The organism is Maribacter litopenaei (genome assembly GCF_025244665.1).
In the GTDB taxonomy this organism is placed as follows: domain Bacteria; phylum Bacteroidota; class Bacteroidia; order Flavobacteriales; family Flavobacteriaceae; genus Maribacter; species Maribacter litopenaei.
Genome location: NZ_CP104205.1, coordinates 504833 through 525101, shown reverse-complemented (window position 1 = coordinate 525101; position 20269 = coordinate 504833). Strand labels below are relative to the sequence as shown.

At 39.4% G+C, this 20269-nt stretch carries 15 protein-coding genes, 1 tRNA gene and 3 pseudogenes; 8 read left to right on the top strand and 11 right to left on the bottom strand.

Going from position 1 to position 20269, the window contains the following annotated elements:
- The first annotated feature begins 6 nt into the window (after positions 1–6).
- The gene (tsf, locus tag NYZ99_RS02735; protein WP_260573417.1) at positions 7–831 is read left to right on the top strand and encodes a translation elongation factor Ts; all 825 of its coding nucleotides are present in this window, start codon (positions 7–9) and stop codon (positions 829–831) included.
- 77 nt (positions 832–908) lie between these two features.
- Here tsf and NYZ99_RS02730 read toward each other — a convergent pair whose 3' ends face one another.
- Positions 909–2777, bottom strand: a complete 1869-nt coding sequence (locus NYZ99_RS02730; RefSeq protein WP_260573416.1) for a M61 family metallopeptidase — start codon at positions 2775–2777, stop codon at positions 909–911.
- 177 nt (positions 2778–2954) lie between these two features.
- Between NYZ99_RS02730 and pyrH the strand changes: the two genes are divergently transcribed.
- From pyrH to NYZ99_RS02700, 6 genes and pseudogenes are all read left to right on the top strand, one after another.
- A complete protein-coding gene (pyrH, locus tag NYZ99_RS02725) occupies positions 2955–3662 on the top strand; it encodes a UMP kinase (RefSeq protein ID WP_260573415.1) in 708 nt (235 codons plus the stop codon).
- Positions 3663–3701: 39 nt separating this feature from the next.
- Complete coding sequence (gene frr, locus NYZ99_RS02720; protein WP_260573414.1) at positions 3702–4256, top strand: ribosome recycling factor; 555 nt, start codon at positions 3702–3704, stop codon at positions 4254–4256.
- 129 nt (positions 4257–4385) lie between these two features.
- A pseudogene (locus NYZ99_RS02715) lies at positions 4386–6773 on the top strand (efflux RND transporter permease subunit).
- Between the two features lie 84 nt (positions 6774–6857).
- The gene (gene asnS, locus NYZ99_RS02710; RefSeq protein WP_260573413.1) at positions 6858–8291 is read left to right on the top strand and encodes an asparagine--tRNA ligase; all 1434 of its coding nucleotides are present in this window, start codon (positions 6858–6860) and stop codon (positions 8289–8291) included.
- Positions 8292–8328: 37 nt separating this feature from the next.
- A complete protein-coding gene (gene rpoN, locus NYZ99_RS02705; RefSeq protein ID WP_260573406.1) occupies positions 8329–9786 on the top strand; it encodes an RNA polymerase factor sigma-54 in 1458 nt (485 codons plus the stop codon).
- Positions 9786–10391, top strand: coding sequence for a hypothetical protein (locus NYZ99_RS02700; RefSeq protein ID WP_260573405.1), 606 nt, complete (start codon positions 9786–9788; stop codon positions 10389–10391). Before rpoN ends, NYZ99_RS02700 begins: the two co-directional genes overlap by 1 nt.
- A gap of 127 nt (positions 10392–10518) precedes the next feature.
- On the opposite strand, the gene NYZ99_RS02695 is transcribed toward NYZ99_RS02700, so the two are convergent.
- From NYZ99_RS02695 to NYZ99_RS02660, 8 genes are all read right to left on the bottom strand, one after another.
- Positions 10519–11076 carry a porin family protein gene (locus NYZ99_RS02695; protein ID WP_260573403.1) on the bottom strand — a complete coding sequence of 186 codons (558 nt, stop codon included), beginning with the start codon at positions 11074–11076 and terminating at the stop codon, positions 10519–10521.
- Between the two features lie 73 nt (positions 11077–11149).
- Positions 11150–11632, bottom strand: coding sequence for an ExbD/TolR family protein (locus tag NYZ99_RS02690; protein ID WP_260573401.1), 483 nt, complete (start codon positions 11630–11632; stop codon positions 11150–11152).
- Positions 11633–11654: 22 nt separating this feature from the next.
- Positions 11655–12233 carry an ExbD/TolR family protein gene (locus NYZ99_RS02685; RefSeq protein WP_260573400.1) on the bottom strand — a complete coding sequence of 193 codons (579 nt, stop codon included), beginning with the start codon at positions 12231–12233 and terminating at the stop codon, positions 11655–11657.
- A 52-nt stretch (positions 12234–12285) separates the two neighbouring features.
- Positions 12286–12717 (bottom strand): hypothetical protein, encoded by a 432-nt coding sequence (locus NYZ99_RS02680; protein ID WP_260573398.1) that lies wholly within the window; start codon positions 12715–12717, stop codon positions 12286–12288.
- 27 nt (positions 12718–12744) lie between these two features.
- Positions 12745–13494 carry a MotA/TolQ/ExbB proton channel family protein gene (locus tag NYZ99_RS02675; RefSeq protein ID WP_260573397.1) on the bottom strand — a complete coding sequence of 250 codons (750 nt, stop codon included), beginning with the start codon at positions 13492–13494 and terminating at the stop codon, positions 12745–12747.
- A gap of 77 nt (positions 13495–13571) precedes the next feature.
- Positions 13572–13659 (bottom strand) — tRNA-Ser (locus tag NYZ99_RS02670).
- Positions 13660–13730: 71 nt separating this feature from the next.
- Positions 13731–14708: an asparaginase gene (locus NYZ99_RS02665; RefSeq protein WP_420845245.1), complete on the bottom strand. Its 978-nt coding sequence runs from the start codon at positions 14706–14708 to the stop codon at positions 13731–13733.
- A gap of 64 nt (positions 14709–14772) precedes the next feature.
- Complete coding sequence (locus NYZ99_RS02660; protein WP_260573393.1) at positions 14773–15540, bottom strand: TatD family hydrolase; 768 nt, start codon at positions 15538–15540, stop codon at positions 14773–14775.
- A gap of 81 nt (positions 15541–15621) precedes the next feature.
- Here NYZ99_RS02660 and NYZ99_RS02655 point away from each other — a divergent pair, with 81 nt between their 5' ends.
- A complete protein-coding gene (locus NYZ99_RS02655; protein ID WP_260573388.1) occupies positions 15622–16068 on the top strand; it encodes a retropepsin-like aspartic protease family protein in 447 nt (148 codons plus the stop codon).
- 59 nt (positions 16069–16127) lie between these two features.
- Here the strand turns inward: NYZ99_RS02655 and odhB are convergent.
- Both odhB and NYZ99_RS02645 read right to left on the bottom strand, forming a co-directional pair.
- Positions 16128–17404, bottom strand: a pseudogene (gene odhB, locus NYZ99_RS02650) (2-oxoglutarate dehydrogenase complex dihydrolipoyllysine-residue succinyltransferase).
- A gap of 31 nt (positions 17405–17435) precedes the next feature.
- Positions 17436–20233 (bottom strand): annotated as a pseudogene (locus NYZ99_RS02645) (2-oxoglutarate dehydrogenase E1 component).
- Positions 20234–20269 lie beyond the last annotated feature (36 nt).

The window sequence follows — 20269 nt, the reverse complement described above, 5'->3', positions numbered from 1 at the left end:
TACAAAATGGCAAAGATTACAGCCGCAGAAGTAAATAAATTAAGACAGACTACCGGAGCCGGGATGATGGATTGCAAAAATGCCTTGGTTGAAGCCGATGGTGATTTCGAAAAAGCAATCGAAATTCTTCGCAAGAAGGGGCAAAAAGTTGCAGCGAAAAGAGCCGATAGGGATTCCTCCGAAGGTGCCGCAATAGCCAAAGTAAATGATGACAATACAAATGGCGTTATCATTTCCTTAAATTGTGAAACCGACTTCGTGGCGAAAAACGACTCTTTTGTGACATTGGCCAATGAATTGGCAGAATTGGCATTGAACTATGACACCAAAGATGCTTTGTTAGCTGCGGACTTTAAAGGAATGACAGTACAGGATAAATTGACTGAGCAAACTGGTGTTATTGGTGAAAAAATCGAAATAGGAGGGTTTGAAAAATTAAGCGCCCCTTTCGTAGGTTCCTATATCCATGCCGGCAACAAAATTGCCGTTTTAACAGGTCTTTCCGCTGCGGTTGAAGGTGCTGATGTTGCTGCAAAAGATGTGGCCATGCAGGCTGCTGCAATGAATCCAGTAGCATTGAACCAAGAAGGTGTTGACCAGTCTATCATAGACAAAGAAATTGAAATAGCCAAAGATCAGCTTCGTCAAGAAGGTAAGCCGGAAGCTATGTTGGATAATATTGCTAAAGGTAAGTTGAACAGGTTCTTTAAGGACAATACTTTGGTAAACCAAGATTTCATCAAGGACAACAAACAAAGTGTTGCACAGTATGTTAAATCTGTGGACGCAAACCTTGAAGTAACAGGATTTAAAAGGGTTGCTTTAGGTTAAATCCAAGGTTGAACTATAAGTAAATAAAAAATGCCGGGGACAACACCCGGCATTTTTTATTCCCATTAACCATCTTATTAATTTTTCAGCCAATCATTTCTAAGTTCCTTTACTTCAAAAGAGGCTTCTTCCATTGGTACAATTTTATTAACAATGACAGTAGGAGTTCCTACCGGGCCTTCAACAGCAATGACCTCGCCATCCCTTTCCAACTCCATTTTAATGTTTGTTTCTAGACTCCAACCAAAACTTTGACCAATAATGGGCCGCATTGTATCCAAAGTAATGGCCGTACCATTGATGCTTTTGATAATATCACCACCTTGTACACCCAACCCGGTTAAAAAGGAATTCAAGTTAATACCCCTTCTTACAAATATCGCATTGTCATTGGATTGATCTACATCAATAAAAGGAACCTCACCTTGTAAAAAATACCCAGTTTGCTCTTCAACCTTATTCATGGTCAAACCCATTTTCTCAAGATATATGTTGTAATCTATTGGATTATCGCCAATAACATGTTCATTAAAAAAATCCCGCACCTCAGGATAAGTAAGAGCAACAATTTCATCAATCAATTGGTCGTCCTCAAAAGGAGAATCCACTCCATACTTTTTCGAAAGTTCCTTCATTAACCAAAGAACCCCCTTTTCTCCATCGCTTTTTTCCCTAATCAAAATATCCAGCACCATGTTAATCAAGGCTCCCTTTTCATATACATTGGCATAATTGCTCTCATAAGGCGCCTCCAATATGTTTTTACTCATTGCAGTAAAGGACATATTGTCATCATATGCTTTAGCGTTATTTATCTTCTTTCTTATGCGCTCGTAAAACTCCGCTTCGTCAATCAAGCCTTCATGCACCTGAAACAAATTGGCAAAATATTCTGTGGTACCCTCATACATCCACAAGTGTTCGGACATTTTCGGATCATTATAGTCAAAGTAATGTATCTCATTGGAATGAACGGTCAAAGGTGTTACAATATGAAAAAACTCATGGGAGACCACATCTACCATGGCCTGTTCCAGTCTTTCCTTGGGCATCGCCTCCGGTAAAACAACCACTGTAGATGTATGGTGTTCCAAAGCCCCAAATCCCCTAGCATCGGTATCCTCCATGGTGGATAAATACAATAAAATATTATATTTCTGTGTGGCATCTACATCCCCTAAAAATGCCTTTTGAGCCCCCATCATTTTTTCCATTCGCTCTCTTAAATCACTTGCATGATATGCGCCATTGGGAGAAAACACACTTAAAGTGACCTCAATGCCACCCACCTTAAAAGTTTCCTTATCCGGCTTGGTATAAAATATAGGGTTGTCTATAATCTCAAAATATCTATTTGCCATAAATACATCAACGTTGTCTACCTCCTCCAAATTTATTCGGGATAATGAGGTAGCCCCTTCAAACCCCGCTGGTTTTTCAATCGTCAAACGATACGGTATTTCCTTATATCCATCAAAATATCCGACAAACCCATGAAGATTGAGCATGTAGTTAGACCCCTCCTTGATATTCGTTCCGGCAGGTGAAAATACAGCATCACCTACCTCATTCTCCGTATCATAAGTGTCGTTAACTAGATAAGAGATTCTGTCCAATTTGGTTGCATTGGAAATACTCCACGAATTAACATCCAACTTAGAAACTTCCATGGGATTGCCGGAGTAGTCGTAAGCCACAAACCCGTCTATATATTTTCCATAATCATCACTACTATACGTACCGGGAACAGTCTTAGGAATTCTAAACGATATTTGGTCTACGGTGAAGGCCCCTGGATTCATATTCACTTTAACCTGATCGTTAGTAACATTGACCAAATCCATGGCAACTTGAATCGGCGCATTATCTATAGAAATCAAACCTTTCCCAGCCCCGCAACCATATAGAAGCACAGCGGTCATTAAATATAAAAATGTCTTTTTCATGTTAAGTCTCATTAAGGAAAATTACAAATCCAGTTTTAAAATATGCATCCTGCAAGGATATCAAAAATACAGATGAAAGTAGTATGAATTAGTAAATAATTATGTTTTGGCCCTACGGATTTGGCTTTGTTCACCATTGAAATTTTTCATTATTTTTGCCTTGAAATAAATCAAACGATGCGATACAAAAGGATACTTTTAAAACTTAGCGGTGAAGCCCTAATGGGCGAAAAACAGTACGGGATAGACCCTAAAAGGTTGGATGAATATGCCGAAGAGATTAAAAAGGTCGTAGATAAAGGTATCGAAGTTGCTATTGTAATTGGTGGGGGCAACATTTTTAGAGGTTTATCCGGTGCTGCCACAGGCATGGACAGGGTTCAAGGCGACCATATGGGTATGTTGGCCACTGTAATTAATGGATTGGCACTACAAAGTGCCCTTGAAATGAAGGATGTTCAAACCCGATTACAATCTGCCATTAAAATCAATGAAGTGGCGGAACCTTTTATCCGAAGAAGAGCCATGCGCCATTTGGAAAAAGGAAGGGTCGTGATTTTTGGCGGAGGAACGGGAAACCCATACTTTACAACGGACTCAGCTGCAGTTTTAAGGGCCATTGAAATAGAGGCCGATGTAATCCTTAAGGGAACTAGGGTAGATGGAATTTACACCTCCGATCCGGAAAAAGATAAAAATGCCACCAAATTTGAAACCATTTCCTTTAAGGATGTTCTTCAAAAAGGTCTTAAGGTTATGGATACCACGGCATTCACCTTAAGCCAGGAAAACGAACTTCCTATCGTTGTTTTTGATATGAACAAAAAAGGGAATCTTTTAAAGATTGTGGATGGCGAAGCGGTAGGAACTACCGTAAACATGTGATTTTGGTATAATAAATGCTTTTGAATACAAAATTTTGATATGAACGAAGAAATACAATTTGTTTTAGACTCCGCCAAAGAAAGTATGGACGCTGCTGTTTCACATTTAGAAAGGGTATTTATTAAAATTAGGGCCGGCAAGGCCAGTCCTGCCATGCTCTCATCCGTACTCGTGGAGTATTATGGATCCCAAACACCACTTTCCCAAGTAGCGAATATCAATACTCCCGATGGTAGAACTATTTCCGTTCAGCCTTGGGAAAAAGGAATGCTCCCCGAAATTGAAAAGGCCATCATGAATGCCAACCTAGGTTTTAATCCAATGAATAATGGCGATTTGATCATTATCAACGTACCACCATTGACGGAGGAACGTAGAGTCCAATTGACCAAACAGGCCAAAGCGGAGGCTGAACACGCCAAGGTAGGTGTTAGAAGTGCCGGACAGGATGCCAATAAAGAAATCAAGGATTTAGAGGTATCAGAAGATTTAGAGAGCAATGCCACCGCAGACGTACAAGATCTTACGGACAAATATGTAAAGAAAATAGATGATTTCCTTAGCGCCAAGGAAGCTGAGATAATGAAGGTCTAAATTAATTTTTTTCAAAAATATATTGAGCAGTCCAATAAGACTGCTCTTTTTTTGTCCTATATATTCTTCAACTACTTTTTAGGTACAATTAACCACATTAGTTACCTTTGCAATCTCCTAAAAACAAGTATGGTTGCTAAACTTACCAAAGGATTTTGGCCCAAAACGGCCGGAATAATACTAAGGAACAGAATACTTATTTTATGTGTGGTTGCGGGAATTACCATATTCCTTGCCATGCAATGGGAAAATATGCGCTTTTCCAATTCACAGGCCAATCTTTTACCGGACGACCATCCTGTTAATCTAGAGTACCAAGAATTTTTAAGCCAGTTTGGGGAGGAAGGTAACGCAGTAGTATTTGCCATTAGAGATTCTGCACTGTTTACTCCGGAAAATTTTAACCGTTGGAACAAATTGAGCAAACAACTTGGCGCTTTCCCGGAGGTTGACTTTGTACTTTCTACTGATAATTTGCAAGAACTTGTTAAGGATACCCCGGAGCAAAAATTTGTGATGCGACCACTAATCAAAGAAACTCCGGAATCTAAGTCGCAGGTAGATAGTATCACCGAGACACCTATTCAACGAGCTTCCTTTCTACGAAAATCTGATTTACAACAAAGAATCTGGCACCATTAGAACGGTAATGTATTTGGACAAGGATATCGTAAATACCAGTGTACGAAAAGATTTCATATTGAAGGACCTTGGTCATTTAATAGAGAGGTTTGAGGAAGACACCCATCTAGACGTGCACATTTCGGGATGCCCTACGTACGAACCATGAACTCGCAAAACATCATCGATGAAATTGGAAAATTCATTCTTGCGGCCTTAGGTGTAACTTCCTTAATATTCTTCTTTTTCTTTAGAAGTTTCAGAGCCACTTTTATATCTATGTGCGTAGTTATTATTGGGGTAATGTGGGCTTTTGGAGTTCTTGGACTGCTGCAATATGAAATTACGGTGCTTACCGCATTAATACCACCCTTGATTATCGTAATAGGTATTCCAAACTGTATATTTCTCATCAACAAATATCAGCAAGAGGTCAAAAAACATGGGAACCAAGCTTTATCCCTTCAACGTGTAATTTCCAAGATTGGAAATGCCACATTGATGACCAATATTACAACCGCATCTGGTTTTGCCACTTTTATAATTACGGATAGCAAGCTGCTTAAAGAGTTCGGTATCGTGGCCTCTATCAATATTATAGGGATTTTTATCCTATCACTAATGATCATACCAATCATTTACAGTTTTCTGTCACTCCCAAAAACAAGACACTTAAAACACCTGAACAAAAAATGGATAGATGCCTTTGTGAGTTGGATGGAGAATATTGTACGAAACAAAAGAATTACTGTTTATATCGTTTCCATAGGCCTCTTGGTAGTCAGTATTATCGGTATTTATCAAATTGATATATCCGGAAGTCCCATAGAAGATATGCCGAAGAAGGCAGAATTTTTTAAGGATATTCGTTTTTTTGAGAACGAGTTTGACGGAATAATGCCAGTGGAAATAGTAGTGGACACAAAAAACCCTAAAGGCGTCATGAAACCGGCCACTTTGAAAAGAATGGACCAATTGGGAGATGTAATTGAGGAAATACCCGAATTATCCCCTTCCCTATCGGTAGTGAATTTGGTTAAATATTCAAAACAGGCTTTTTATAACGGTATCCCAAAATACTACCAGTTACCCACAAGCCAAGAAAACACTTTCATCATGGATGTTGCGCGAAAGTCATCGGATGAAAGTAACCTGCTAGAAAGTTTCGTAGACAGTACCGGTCAAGTCGCAAGAATGACCACGTATATGCGCGATGTTGAAACAAGTCGCATGGAACGCATTGAGGAACGTTTATTGGAAAATATAAATAAAATCTTTCCCGAGGAGCGATACTCAGTATACATGACAGGGAGTGCCTTATTATTTCTAAAAGGGACAAAATACCTTGTCAAAAATTTGGTTATGTCTCTAGCTTTGGCCATTGGATTGATTGCCCTGTTTATGGCATATTTATTCAGGTCTTTTAGAATGATCGTAATTTCCCTAATACCCAATTTATTGCCCTTAATTATAACTGCCGGTATTATGGGATTCATTGGAGTACCAATAAAACCTTCCACAATATTGGTTTTCAGCATAGCCTTCGGTATTTCTGTGGACGACACCATCCATTTCCTTGCGAAGTATCGACAAGAATTGGAATCCAAAAAATGGCAAATTAAGAAATCGGTGTATGCAGCATTGAGGGAAACCGGGGTTAGTATGTTCTACACGTCCATCGTTCTATTTTTTGGATTTTCGGTGTTTATTATCTCAAATTTTGGTGGTACTGTGGCTTTAGGTGCCCTTGTTTCGGCAACATTGTTATTTGCCATGTTGGCCAATTTGATTTTATTACCTTCTTTATTGCTATCGCTGGAGAAAAGTATCGCCAATAAGAAAACATTGAAGGAACCTCAAATAGACATCCTTCCCCAAGACGAGGAAAACGATTAAGTATCGCTTAAAACCACTAGAGATTCATTTATTCTTTTAGGCCAAAAACCTATCTTTGACTTTTTAATTTTCAATCGATTTATAATGCGCTCAGTAAGCATCAAAGAACTATTTACAGGAAAAAAATTATTACAGGAAGTAACTGTAAACGGATGGGTACGAACTTTTAGAAGCAATAGATTTATTGCCCTAAATGATGGTTCCTCCCTTAATAACATCCAATGTGTGGTAGATTTTGAGAAGTTCGATGATGCCATTTTAAGACAGATAAATACAGGAGCCGCCCTAAGAATAACGGGAACTTTGGTAGAAAGCCAAGGAAAAGGGCAGAGCGTAGAAATACAGGTAAGTGATATTTTTGTTCACGGGGGGGCAGACCCTGAGGTATATCCCATTCAGCCCAAAAAGCACTCTTTGGAGTTTCTACGGGAAAAGGCACATTTAAGGGTGAGGACAAATACTTTTTCAGCGGTGATGCGAGTTCGTTCTGCACTGGCATTTGCCATTCACCAGTATTTAAGGGATAATGGATTTTATTATTTTCACGCCCCTATTATTACCGGTTCTGATGCCGAAGGTGCAGGTGAAATGTTTCGGGTTACCACCTTGGACGAAAAGAACCCGCCCTTAAAAGAGGACGGTGAAGTTAATTTTAAGGAGGATTTTTTTGGAAAGGAAACCAATTTAACGGTTTCAGGGCAATTGGAGGCTGAGGCATACGCCATGGCCCTGGGCAAGGTGTATACTTTTGGCCCTACATTTAGAGCCGAAAATTCGAACACCTCAAGACATTTGGCCGAGTTTTGGATGATCGAACCTGAAATGGCTTTCTATGATTTGGATGCAAACATGGATCTGGCCGAAGACTTCATTAAAAATGTACTTAAGTACATTCTTGAGAACTGCGAGGAAGACCTACTATTTCTTGAAAATCGTCTTCTTGATGAGGAGAAAACCAAACCACAAGCAGAAAGAAGTGAAATGGCTTTAATTGAAAAATTGAAATTCATTACGGACAACAACTTCAAACGTGTGTCTTACACTGAGGCCATAGATATTCTGAGAAATAGCAAACCGAACAAAAAGAAAAAATTCCAATATCTGATTGATGAATGGGGTGCCGACCTACAAAGCGAACATGAACGATATTTGGTGGAAAAGCATTTTAATTGTCCGGTAATCCTATTTGATTATCCGGCAAAAATAAAGGCCTTTTATATGCGTTTAAATGAAGATGGAAAGACCGTTAGGGCCATGGATATTCTTTTCCCTGGAATAGGTGAAATTGTTGGAGGTTCTCAAAGAGAGGAGCGCTTGGATGTTCTCAAGGAGAAAATGGCAGCCTTGGATATTCCTGAAGAAGAACTTTGGTGGTACTTGGATTTACGTAAATTCGGCACAGCAGTTCACAGTGGATTTGGTTTGGGTTTTGAACGTCTTGTTTTGTTCGCCACTGGAATGGGTAACATTAGGGATGTAATCCCTTTTCCTAGAACCCCTCAAAATGCCGAATTTTAAGGGTATTTCGTTATTTTTATAGAAGTAGTACGAAAGGATGTTAAAACAGCACTTACAATTTAAACTTTCCCGTAAGTTGTCTCCTCAACAGATTCAGTTGATGAAGTTGATTCAGCTTCCTACGCAAGCGTTTGAACAACGTTTAAAACAGGAGCTTGAGGAAAACCCTGCATTGGAAAGTGGTAAGGAAGACTTAGATAACACTTCGGAAGACTACGAGGATATATATGACAATGAATCCGATAGCGAGACCATTGCCGCTGACGATATCAATATTGATGATTATTTAAGCGACGATGAAGTACCGGATTATAGAACACAAGCCAATAACTATAGTGCGGACGATGATGAGAAAAGTGTCCCTTATGCTGCCGGAACCACTTTTAATCAATATCTAATAAATCAGCTAAACACGGTATATCTTAATGACGAGGAATGGGCAATTGCGGAATTTTTGGTCGGCAGTGTGGATGAAAGTGGCTATATAAGAAGACCCATTTCCGATATTTTGGATGATTTGGCCTTTACGCAGAATGTTTACACTGATGAGGAAACTATAAAAAAGGTTTTGTCCATCGTTCAAGAATTAGATCCACCCGGGGTTGCCGCAAGATCTTTGGAGGAGTGTCTTATCATTCAATTAGAGCGAAAGGAAATTACCCCAAGCATAGAATTGGCTATATCCATTCTAAAAAAGTCGTTCGAACAGTTCACAAAAAAACATTATAAAAAGCTCATTCAGAAGCATAATGTAACTGAAGAAGAATTGAAGGACGCCATTTCCGAAATAGAAAAATTGAACCCCAAACCAGGTGGTTCTTACTCCGGCAACAATAGAATTATTGAACATGTAGTGCCGGATTTTTCCATTAGGATTGTGGAGGGGGAGTTGGAACTGAGCCTCAACGGTCGCAATGCCCCTGAGTTGCATGTATCCAAGGAGTACAGCAATATGTTAAAAGGTTACAAGGAGTCCAAGGACAAAACCAAATCCCAAAAGGACACAGTTCTCTTTATTAAGCAGAAGCTGGATGCCGCAAAGTGGTTTATAGATGCTATAAGACAGCGCCAACAGACGTTGTTTATTACTATGAACGCCATCATGCAATATCAAAAGGAATATTTTTTAACAGGGGACGAGCGCAACTTGCGACCCATGATTTTAAAGGATATTGCAGATGAAATCGACATGGACGTAAGTACCGTTTCAAGGGTGGCCAATAGCAAATATGTGGATACTCCTTATGGCACAAAATTAATAAAGGAATACTTTTCCGAATCCATGAAAAACGATCAAGGGGAAGATGTATCCACTAAGGAAATCAAAAAGATTTTGGAAACGGTCATCAAGAATGAAGAAAAAAGAAAACCGCTAACGGATGATAAGCTTGCTGCCATTTTAAAGGAAAAGGGATATCCTATTGCCCGAAGAACCGTGGCAAAATATCGTGAACAAATGGATATTCCAGTGGCGAGATTGAGAAAGGAAATCTAATGAGGTTATTCTTTCAGACAATATCCTATATTTTCCATCCCATTTTAATACCTATTGCTGGGACGGTTGCATATTTCTTAACGACACCAAAGTACAGTCCTCTAGAATTACAAAGTGGAAATATCCTTCCTATTTTTATTCTTACTGTCATTATCCCCATAATTGCCTTCTTAATACTAAAAAACTTGGGCGTTGCGAACACGGTTTTTTTAAACTCGGTCTCTGAAAGAAAATATCCTTTGCTTATTCACATTATCCTACTCGGATTAATACTCATCAAGGTAATCCCAAACAACTATATCCCTGAACTTTATTTTTACTTTGTGGGGCTTATAGGGGCTGCTTTTGCATGCCTGTTCCTTCTCTATTTTAATTTTAAAACAAGTTTGCATGCCGTTGGTATTGCTGGAGTCTTAATGTACCTCATAAATCTTAGCATACATTTTGAGATAAATATTGTGATAGCCATTGGGCTGTTGACCCTTATTACCGGCATAATTGTTTCGGCAAGGTTGTATCTAAAGGCTCACTCAAAACTTGAGATTATTATAGGTCTTTTTATCGGACTACTATCCCAGCTCCTCACCGTTAAATTTTGGCTATAGGATATAGAATATTAATCCAACCCTCAACGGCTTAAAACCTATAGTTTCATTATTCAAAATGGCCTTATCGCTAAATATATCGGTAAGGGAATAGTATATATGGACATTAAAGGTATTATAGCCGATATTAAATGTAGAGACCATATTGGAAATTATCAATGTCTGTATTAAAAAATCCGTCCTTATAATCAGATGTAACCAGTTTAGACCTAGCACCAACAACATAGGAAAATTTCATTCCCGCATATATTCTCCAAAATCTATAATCGGAAGGTGTTGAATTTCTCCATCTAAACTCTAAAGGAATTTCAATCCCGTGGGTCTCTACCTTGCTTCTTTTGAAACTTGGACCGATACTCCCAATGTCGTAAGAAAATCCACTAGGAAGTTCCCTAACCACCAAATTGGAATAATAGGTATTTAATGCAAAACCCAATCCAATACCCAAGGCCTTTGTACCACTCCTATTTATGGGAATATCCTTTATTATTCCCCCCATTAATCCGTAGGACAAGTTTCTTTGCTTTAAGTCATCCGGTTTGTTCCTTATAAAATTATAGGTAATTCCAAGATAAAACTGATCTTCAAAATAACGCGATTTAACCGACCTATCCTCGGATATAATTTCTTGAGCAATACAGTCAAAAAAACATACAAAAGAAAGCACAAATACAATTGACCTCATAACTCTAAATTAATCAAATAAAAAGCGCTTCAAATAATTTTGAAGCGCTTTAAAAAGTTTGAAAAATTACAATTTATTGAAGGTTTCTAAATGCGTCACCTTCATATGTAGTATAGTTTACTTTCAATGCGTTTACCTTACGCAACTCTTGCTTAATATCCGAAATAAGTCCCATACTGGCGTTCTTATCGACTTTTAAAGCAGTAGTTAATACGTTCTGTAATTCCTGTGGCTTTTTAGCCCTTTCCATTAAAATATAGTCACCAACCTCAGATGGCTTGGCAAACTTATCATTTAATTGTATTTGCGGCTCAGTTCCATACACCTTTTCATATTCCCGTGTTGGCTTACCAACATAGATATATATTACCCTGTCCTTTTTTTCAAGTTTTTTAACTTCATTGGCGTTAGGCAATACATTTTCCACCTTAAGTGTACTATCCTTCATAACAGTTACCGTCATAAAGAAGAACAAAAGCATAAATACAATGTCAGGGAGTGATGCAGTTGATACTGCTGGCACTTCTCCATCCTTTTTCTTTGCAAATTTAGACATAGTGTTTTATTTTTCTTCTTTATTAATTGGTAGTAGTCTCAGCTTCAGATAATTTCTGTGGAAATAATTCCTGAATCCTTTGAACTTTTTCTTTAAGCTCATCCTTTACTTCATCAGAAGTTTCAGGGTTAAGGTATTCCGCTTCCATATCCACAAATTTCTTCCCGTAAAGTCTTTGGGCCTCTCTATCCCTCAAGTCATTATATGCTCCCACCAATTCATTTTGAACTGTTATGTAAGTAGCATACTTTGTTTCCCTATCATTCTTTAAGGAGATAATCGCCTTTGCAGGACTATCTGAAGAGGATGCATCCCTCGCTCCCTTGCAATAGCTACAGTAATCTGGACTTCCTTGTGGCGCACCTCCGTTATCCAAGAATGCCATTGCCTTCTCTCTTAAATTTGATATCTCGATCAACTCATCGTCAGCCAACAATTGACCATTTTTATTAATATTGACCTGAAAGATATTCTTTTGCTTAATTACAACATCTTGATCTGGCGGTTCAATTGGAGGCAACATACGATCCAAACCTGCATCCGTTTCTATAGTAGTCGTTACCAAGAAAAAGATGAGCAGTAGAAACGCTATGTCCGCCATGGAACCTGCATTTACTTCGGTGCTCCTGCTCTTCTAGCCATAATTAGTTTTTTTATTTACCGAATAGTTTCTTAACCCCAGGAACTATCATCAAGACAACGGCAACTACCGTTAAAATGAAAAATACGTTCAATCCCATTCCTATCTTCTTGACTGTTGATTCACTGGACATAGCCATATATTCCGGTGCAACGTCCGTACCACTTGAAAGTACGTATGATATCCCAACGACTATAGCCAATCCAACAACAACAAACAGGGTTTTTTTAAGACCTTGAGGGTTAGAAAACAAATTCTTTAACGTGAATAATAACGCGGCCACCACGGCAATTCCTAAAAGGATATACGTGATAATGAACATTCCATTCATTGCACCGCTTTGAGCTGCCTCGGCTGCAGGCATATCGCTACTTGGCAACATATACCAAAGCACCGCGCTTAGCAAGCCTATGACAATCAATGCTATTTTTATTATTTTTTGCATAATATTTTTAGGTATTTAAAGTGGAACTTATTTTTTGTGGTCTACCAACATGTCGATCAACGTGATCGATGAATCCTCCATATCATTTACAATACTGTCGATTTTTGCAATAATGTAGTTGTAAAAGATTTGAAGTATGATAGCCGTAATAAGACCAAATACCGTAGTCAATAACGCCACCTGAATATCACCTGCGATAAGTGAAGCACTTAAGTTACCCACTGCAGCAATCTTTTGGAAGGCCTGAATCATACCAATTACCGTACCCATGAAACCAAGCATCGGTGCAATAGCGATAAACAATGACAACCAAGAAACGTTTTTCTCCAATTGACCCATTTGAACACCACCATAGGCAACAACAGCTTTTTCAGCAGACTCAACACTTTCTCCAGCCCTATCCAAACCTTGGTAATATATAGAGGCAACAGGACCTTTTGTGTTTCTACAAACCTCTTTAGCGGCTTCAACACCTCCTGAGGCCAAAGCATCTTCAACTTGTTGTTTTAGTTTAGCGGTATTTGTGCTAGCCATATTCAAGTAAATAATTCTTTCAATTGCTACGGCCAAACCAAGAATCAAACACAAAAGTACAATTCCCATAAAGCCCGCCCCTCCTTGGATGAACTGCTCTTTCAATACTTGAGTAAATCCTCTATCGTCTTCAGGAGCCGCATCTTGAACTAGCAAAGCTACAGCCGCCACTTTTGCACTTACCATATTTGTACCTGCTACAAACGCCCCAGCAACAGCTAGGCTTGGAAATAATTTTTTCATTTTTTCAAACTTAAATTAGTTAGTTAATAGGGTTAAAGATAAAAAAAAATCAATATAAAAAAAGTAAAACTTACTTGCAGAGAGGAAGGGATTCGAACCCTCGATACACTTTTGGTGTATACACACTTTCCAGGCGTGCGCCTTCGACCACTCGGCCACCTCTCTAAATTTAGCCTTTTTTAAGGTGGGGCAAATAACAAAAAAAATATTAGACAATAAAATAATACCCGTTAATTTTAGCGCATTTCTCCGCGCAAGGAAGTCTCAAAAACAGTCTTAAAGTGTTTACTGGACACACCGCTCCCCAACATATACATTGCCTTAGAAATAGCAGCCTCTGTGGTAATATCCTTACCATTAACAACTTGCATATCCTTTAAGGCCGAGCTAGTTTCATATTTACCCATAAGCACACTACCACCGGAGCATTGCGTGACGTTAATTACATGCAACCCATTTTCAATCGATTTTTTTAATGAAGTTATAAACCAATCAGCCGTTGGCCCATTACCAGATCCATAGGTTTCCAAAATAAGGGCTTTTAAACCGTCTGTTTTTAAAACATTTTCTAGAACTGAAGGGTTCATACCTGGAAATAATTTTACCAAAGCAACATTCTCATCCATTTTTTTATGGACGACCAATTTTTTATTGTTCTTCTTTATGAGGAGGTATTCGGGAAAAACATTTAAATGAACACCCGATTCCGCTAAATGAGGATAATTGAGAGATGCAAAAGCCCTGAAATTCTCGGCATTTATTTTTGTTGTTCTATTCCCCCTATACAGTTTGTACTCAAAATATAATCCTACTTCCTTAATGACCGAAGTGCCTTTATTTTGCAAAGCAGCAATCTGGATGGAGGTAATAAGGTTCTCCTTTGCGTCTGTCCTTAAATCTCCGATTGGCAGTTGGGAACCTGTAAGAATAACGGGTTTATCCAGATTTTCCAACAAAAAGCTAAGAGCGGAAGCGGTATAGCTCATCGTATCGCTGCCGTGAAGGACTACAAATCCATCGTAGTTGGTGTAATGCTCCTCGATAATAGATACTATCCTGACCCACTCCTTTGGATTCATGTTGGAAGAATCCAAGGGATTATCAAAAGAAATCGAATCTATGGAACAATCCAGCTGATTAAGTTCCGGAACGTGCTTCAAAAGCTTATTGAAATCAAAGGATTTTAATGCTCCAGTTTTGTAGTCTTTGACCATACCGATGGTGCCCCCTGTATACAACAATAAAATTTTTCTCTTGTCCAAACCTACCCTTTAGAAATTAGATTCCGAATACTTCCATTGAGTTTTCTGTGGTCACTTTTGCCACTTCTTCCTCATCCATGTCGTACAATAAAGCTACCTTTTTTAATACATTCATAACATATGCGCTTTCATTTCGCTTTCCCCTATAGGGCATTGGGGCCAAGTAAGGAGCATCAGTTTCCAAAACAATATTACTTAGGTCAATTTGACTTAAAAAAGTGTCGATTTTCCCGTTTTTGAAAGTTACCACGCCTCCTATACCTAATTTCATATTGTAAGACAATGCCCTATGGGCTTGCTCCAAATTTCCAGTAAAGCAATGAAAAATCCCTCTTAAACCACTACCATTTTCGCTCTCCAACACCTCAAAAACTTCATCAAAAGCATCCCTGCAATGTATTACTATTGGAAGATGAAGTTTTTTTGCCAATTTTATCTGTTTTCCAAAAGCTTCCTTTTGTTCTTCTAAAAGGCTTTTGTCCCAATATAAATCGATTCCTATTTCCCCAATCGCACAATATTGATGTTCTTTTACCAATTGTTCCACGTGCTTTATTTCCCCCTCAAAATCTTTCTTCACATGAGTAGGATGAAGCCCGGCCATTAAAAATACATTCTCCGGGTAGCTATCCTTCAATTTGAGCATCCTGCCAGTATAGGTAGAGTCGATTGCAGGAACAAAAAATCGGGTAACCCCTTGATCTATGGCCCTTTGAATTATGCTATCCCGATCCGCATCAAATGCTTCGCTATACAAATGAGTATGTGTATCAGTTATAATCATAGCGCAAAAATAGGCTTATCTTTGATTCTTTAATGTCTAACACAGGCATACTATTTCATGTTTAGGAATAAAAATCTTTCAATGAGCTCACTCAAGAAGTATTTAAAGAAAAAGGGATACCACAAAATACCCTTAACCATGACCAAGACCCATCATCCGGAACTTTCGGCCAAAATAAACGGTAATGCCGGTAGGTTTATTCTTGATACCGGGGCTTCCAATACCTGCATTGGCTCTGATAGAATCGCCTATTTCAAATTAAAATCAAAAGAATCAAAAATAAAAGCTGCCGGAGCCGGTGCCACAGACATGGAAACATCGACTTCCAAGAAGAATTCAATAGAAATTGGTAAATGGCACCATAAAAAATTGAAAATTGTACTCTTCGACCTTGTCCATGTAAATACGGCACTAATAACCCACGACGCCGAACCTGTTGATGGAATTATCGGAGCAGATGTGCTCGACAAGGGCAAGGCCATTATTGATTACAAAAAGAAAGCCCTTTATCTAAAAGTCAAAAAATGATATAATGAAAAAAGCACCGAATTTCGATGCTTTTTCAAATACTTAAGGAATATGTGATTTTACATTTCCAATGCCTTTTTCACATCATTGTCCATTAACAATTCCTCCGGACTTTCCAAAGCTTCCTTTACTGCAACCAAAAATCCAACCGATTCCTTGCCATCTATGATACGATGATCATATGAAAGAGCAACATACATGATAGGCGCAATGGCAATGGCTCCATCCCTTGCAATAGGACGTTCTACAATATTATGCATTCCCAAAATAGCACTTTGTGGCGGGTTAATAATAGGAGTGGACAACATAGAACCGAACACGCCACCGTTGGTAATGGTAAAGGTTCCACCAGTCATCTCATCCACAGTAATTTCACCTTCCCGTGCCCTTATTGCCAATCGTTTCACCTCAGCTTCAATTCCTCTAAACGTAAGATTTTCCGCATTTCTAATAACAGGAACCATCAATCCCTTTGGGCCCGAAACAGCTATACTGATATCACAAAAATCATAGGATATCATTTCCTTACCATCAATCATGGAATTCACGGCAGGATACATCTGCAAAGCTCTCACGACGGCCCTTGTAAAGAAGGACATAAAGCCAAGACTAACACCGTGTCTCTCTTTAAAGTCATCCTTATATTTATTTCGCAACTCAAAAATAGGGGTCATATCAACCTCGTTAAAGGTGGTCAACATAGCCGTTTCATTTTTAGCGGATACCAATCTTTCTGCCACCTTTCTTCTTAGCATTGACAGTTTAGACCTGGTTTCCCCGCGATTCCCTCCAGTCACAGGCGAGCCCATGGAAGGTTTGGCGTTCATGGCATCTGACTTGGTAATTCTACCGTCTCTACCTGTGCCCGAAACTCCTGAAGCATCAATTCCTTTTTCGTTTAGAATTTTCTTAGCAGCGGGAGAAGCAACACCGAAGCATATGTTTCTTTTGCTTGTGCAGGTTGTGGAGCCTTTTCACTGTCCTCCTTTTTATCCTTGTTTGCCTTTTGTTTGTCTAAATCTTTTTCTGCATTACTTGAGGAACCCTCATCCCCTCCAGTGGCGGTACTTGCGGCCTTACTGGCCCCATCGGGTTTTTCAGCTCCCGTGTCTATAAGACAAACCACAGCTCCAACGGCCACGGCATCGCCTACCTCTGCCTTCAACGTAATGGTTCCGCTGGCCTCTGCTGGTAACTCCAACGTAGCCTTATCTGAATCTACCTCAGCAATAGCCTGGTCCTTCTCCACGTAATCGCCATCCTCGACCAACCACTCGGCTATCTCAACTTCAGTTATGGACTCCCCTGGTGAGGGAACTTTCATTTCTAAAATCATTCTTTCTATAATTTGCTATTCTTAAATCCTATTATTTTGGTTTGGACATGTTATCCTTGGTCTTATCAAAGACATAATCGATTACTTGCTGGTGTCTCGGCTTTTGACCTTACCGCACTACCCGCCGCAGGGGCCGCGTAAAATCTTCGAGATGCAACCCTGAATTTATTTACATCACTAAAGTGCATCATTAAGTGGCTCCATGCCCCCATGTTTCTTGGCTCTTCCTGCGCCCAAACAATATCGTCCGCATTTTTATATTTGGCAATGATATCTTTCATTTTTTTGTCCGGCAAAGGAAACAATTGTTCCAATCTAACCAGTGCAACATCTTCTCTATTTAACTCCTCTTTTACGGCAAGCAGGTCATAATAAAACTTACCAGTACAGAAAACCAGGGTTTTTACTTTTTTGACATCTGCGGTGACATCGTCAATAACTTCCTTAAAACTTCCATTGGCCAATTCTTCAACAGTTGAAACTGCTTTTGGGTGCCTCAATAAACTCTTTGGGGTAAAGATAATAAGCGGTTTTCTAAAATTCGCCTTCATCTGCCTTCTTAAGATGTGAAATATCCGGGCCGGGGTAGTCACATCGGCGATGTACATATTGTCTCTTGCACATAATTGAAGATACCTTTCCATCCTCGCCGAGGAATGCTCGGCCCCTTGCCCCTCATAACCATGCGGCAACAACATTACCGAGACCATTCTGAAGCTTCCATTTATCCTCTGCAGCAGAAATATATTGGTCGATCATAATTTGGGCACCATTGCTAAAGTCCCCAAATTGAGCTTCCCAAATTGTCAATGTATTGGGGCTGGCCATCGCATATCCATAATCAAATCCCACTACACCATATTCCGAAAGCAATGAATTATAAATTTGAAACCTTCCCTGTTCCTTGGAAATATTATTGAGCAATAGAACCTCTTCCTCGCTTTCCTCGACTTTCATAACGGCATGCCTATGCGAGAAAGTTCCCCTTTCGACATCCTGACCGGACATACGAACACCAAAACCTTCCTGAAGTAAAGTTCCATAAGCCAAAAGTTCACCCATTGCCCAATCCAATGAATCGTCTTCAAAGAACATTTTATGACGATCCTTTACCAGCTTTTCTACCTTGCGCAAGAACTTCTTACCTTTCGGCAGTTCAGTAATAACTTTGGCTATTTCGGTTAGTTTATCCTTATCGAATGTAGTATCGATGGGATCCATCATTTCCCATTCCCGTACATTTTCAAAGCCTTTCCACTCATCTGCCATAAAAGGAGTAATGACCGTCTTGTCCTCTTTTCTTGAGTCCTCAAGTTTTACCTCCAAGCTATCTTTGTACTGTTTTTCTAGCTCGGCCACGTAACCGTCGTTTATGACACCTTCCTTTATTAAACGTTCAGCATAAATATCCCGCGGATTCATATGCTTAGCGATGGCCTTGTACAATTTCGGTTGTGTAAATCGTGGCTCATCACCCTCATTGTGACCATACTTTCTATAGCCTAACAGGTCTATAAATACATCTTGATCAAACTGCATCCTATATTCCAGTGCGAATAAGGCCGCATGAACCACTGCTTCCGCATCATCCGCGTTTACGTGTAACACTGGACTCAAGGTAACTTTACCAACATCCGTACAGTAGGTAGAACTTCGGCGTCCAAATAATTCGTCGTAAATCCTATCCGGTTATTTACAACGATATGGATTGTACCCCCAGTCCTATAACCATCCAAACTGGCCATTTGAACCACTTCATATACCAAACCTTGCCCGGCAATGGCGGCATCTCCATGCACCACGATGGGAAGTACTTTAGAAAAATCGTCCTGATAATGGGCATCTTGTTTTGCCCTGGCAATACCTTCTACCACCGCACCCACTGTTTCCAAATGGGATGGGTTTGGGGCAATGTTCATCCGAATCTGATTGCCGTTATCGGACATTCTATCCGAGATCCAGCCCAAATGGTATTTAACGTCACCATCAAAAATCTCTTGCTCGTAATCCTTTCCGTCGAACTCACTAAAAATATCCTTAGCGGATTTTCCAAAAATGTTGGTCAACACATTCAATCGACCCCTGTGGGCCATGCCCATCACAAACTGTTTAACCCCCATTTCCGCAGCACGTTCCACAATGACATCCAAAGCTGGAATCAAAGATTCGTTACCTTCTAGCGAAAACCGTTTCTGCCCTACATATTTGGTATGTAAAAATCCCTCAAAGGAAACAGCCTGATTCAATTTCTTTAGAATATGCTTTTTCCTTTCCGGATTGAAATTAGGGTGATTGTCATTGACATTGATCCAGTTCTGTATCCATTTGATTCTTTCGGGTTTTCTAATATACATATACTCAACACCTATCGAATCGCAATAGATGCTGGTCAAATGGTTGATAATTTCTCGCAAAGTGCTGGGACCTATTCCGATAATATCGCCGGCATTAAAGACCGTATCTAAATCGGCTTCCATGAGACCAAAATTCTCAATGGACAGCGTAGGCTCATATTGCCTTCTTTCCCTAACCGGGTTTGTTTTCGTAAAAAGATGACCCCTGCTTCTATATCCATCTATCAACCTGATTACTTGGAACTCCTTCTGCAAGGATTCTCGGCATTTCAACTTGGTTGCCATTAATGGTTACAGTACTTCGGTTTTCAGGGTCGATATCCAGTTCGTCCAGCGAACTCTCTATACCAAAATCAAATCCCTGAAAAAAGGCTCGCCAGCTTGGCTCAATACTATCCGGATTTATTAAATACTTATCATATAACTCGGAAAAATAGGAGGTATGAACAGCATTCAAAAAGGAATATTTATCCATGAATTACTTTCTGTATCTTTAGAAGAAATTTGTACA

What these genes read in the sequence shown, in the direction of transcription:
- NYZ99_RS02685 (WP_260573400.1), bottom strand. Translation starts at nt 12,233, where the DNA reads ATGGCGGACATAGCGTTTCTACTGCTCATCTTTTTCTTGGTAACGACT.
- NYZ99_RS02655 (WP_260573388.1), top strand. Translation starts at nt 15,622, where the DNA reads ATGAGCTCACTCAAGAAGTATTTAAAGAAAAAGGGATACCACAAAATA.
- tsf (WP_260573417.1), top strand. Translation starts at nt 7, where the DNA reads ATGGCAAAGATTACAGCCGCAGAAGTAAATAAATTAAGACAGACTACC.
- NYZ99_RS02690 (WP_260573401.1), bottom strand. Translation starts at nt 11,632, where the DNA reads ATGTCTAAATTTGCAAAGAAAAAGGATGGAGAAGTGCCAGCAGTATCA.
- NYZ99_RS02730 (WP_260573416.1), bottom strand. Translation starts at nt 2,777, where the DNA reads ATGAAAAAGACATTTTTATATTTAATGACCGCTGTGCTTCTATATGGT.
- pyrH (WP_260573415.1), top strand. Translation starts at nt 2,955, where the DNA reads ATGCGATACAAAAGGATACTTTTAAAACTTAGCGGTGAAGCCCTAATG.
- NYZ99_RS02660 (WP_260573393.1), bottom strand. Translation starts at nt 15,540, where the DNA reads ATGATTATAACTGATACACATACTCATTTGTATAGCGAAGCATTTGAT.
- NYZ99_RS02695 (WP_260573403.1), bottom strand. Translation starts at nt 11,076, where the DNA reads ATGAGGTCAATTGTATTTGTGCTTTCTTTTGTATGTTTTTTTGACTGT.
- rpoN (WP_260573406.1), top strand. Translation starts at nt 8,329, where the DNA reads ATGTTAAAACAGCACTTACAATTTAAACTTTCCCGTAAGTTGTCTCCT.
- NYZ99_RS02665 (WP_420845245.1), bottom strand. Translation starts at nt 14,708, where the DNA reads ATGGTCAAAGACTACAAAACTGGAGCATTAAAATCCTTTGATTTCAAT.
- NYZ99_RS02680 (WP_260573398.1), bottom strand. Translation starts at nt 12,717, where the DNA reads ATGCAAAAAATAATAAAAATAGCATTGATTGTCATAGGCTTGCTAAGC.
- NYZ99_RS02675 (WP_260573397.1), bottom strand. Translation starts at nt 13,494, where the DNA reads ATGAAAAAATTATTTCCAAGCCTAGCTGTTGCTGGGGCGTTTGTAGCA.
- frr (WP_260573414.1), top strand. Translation starts at nt 3,702, where the DNA reads ATGAACGAAGAAATACAATTTGTTTTAGACTCCGCCAAAGAAAGTATG.
- asnS (WP_260573413.1), top strand. Translation starts at nt 6,858, where the DNA reads ATGCGCTCAGTAAGCATCAAAGAACTATTTACAGGAAAAAAATTATTA.
- NYZ99_RS02700 (WP_260573405.1), top strand. Translation starts at nt 9,786, where the DNA reads ATGAGGTTATTCTTTCAGACAATATCCTATATTTTCCATCCCATTTTA.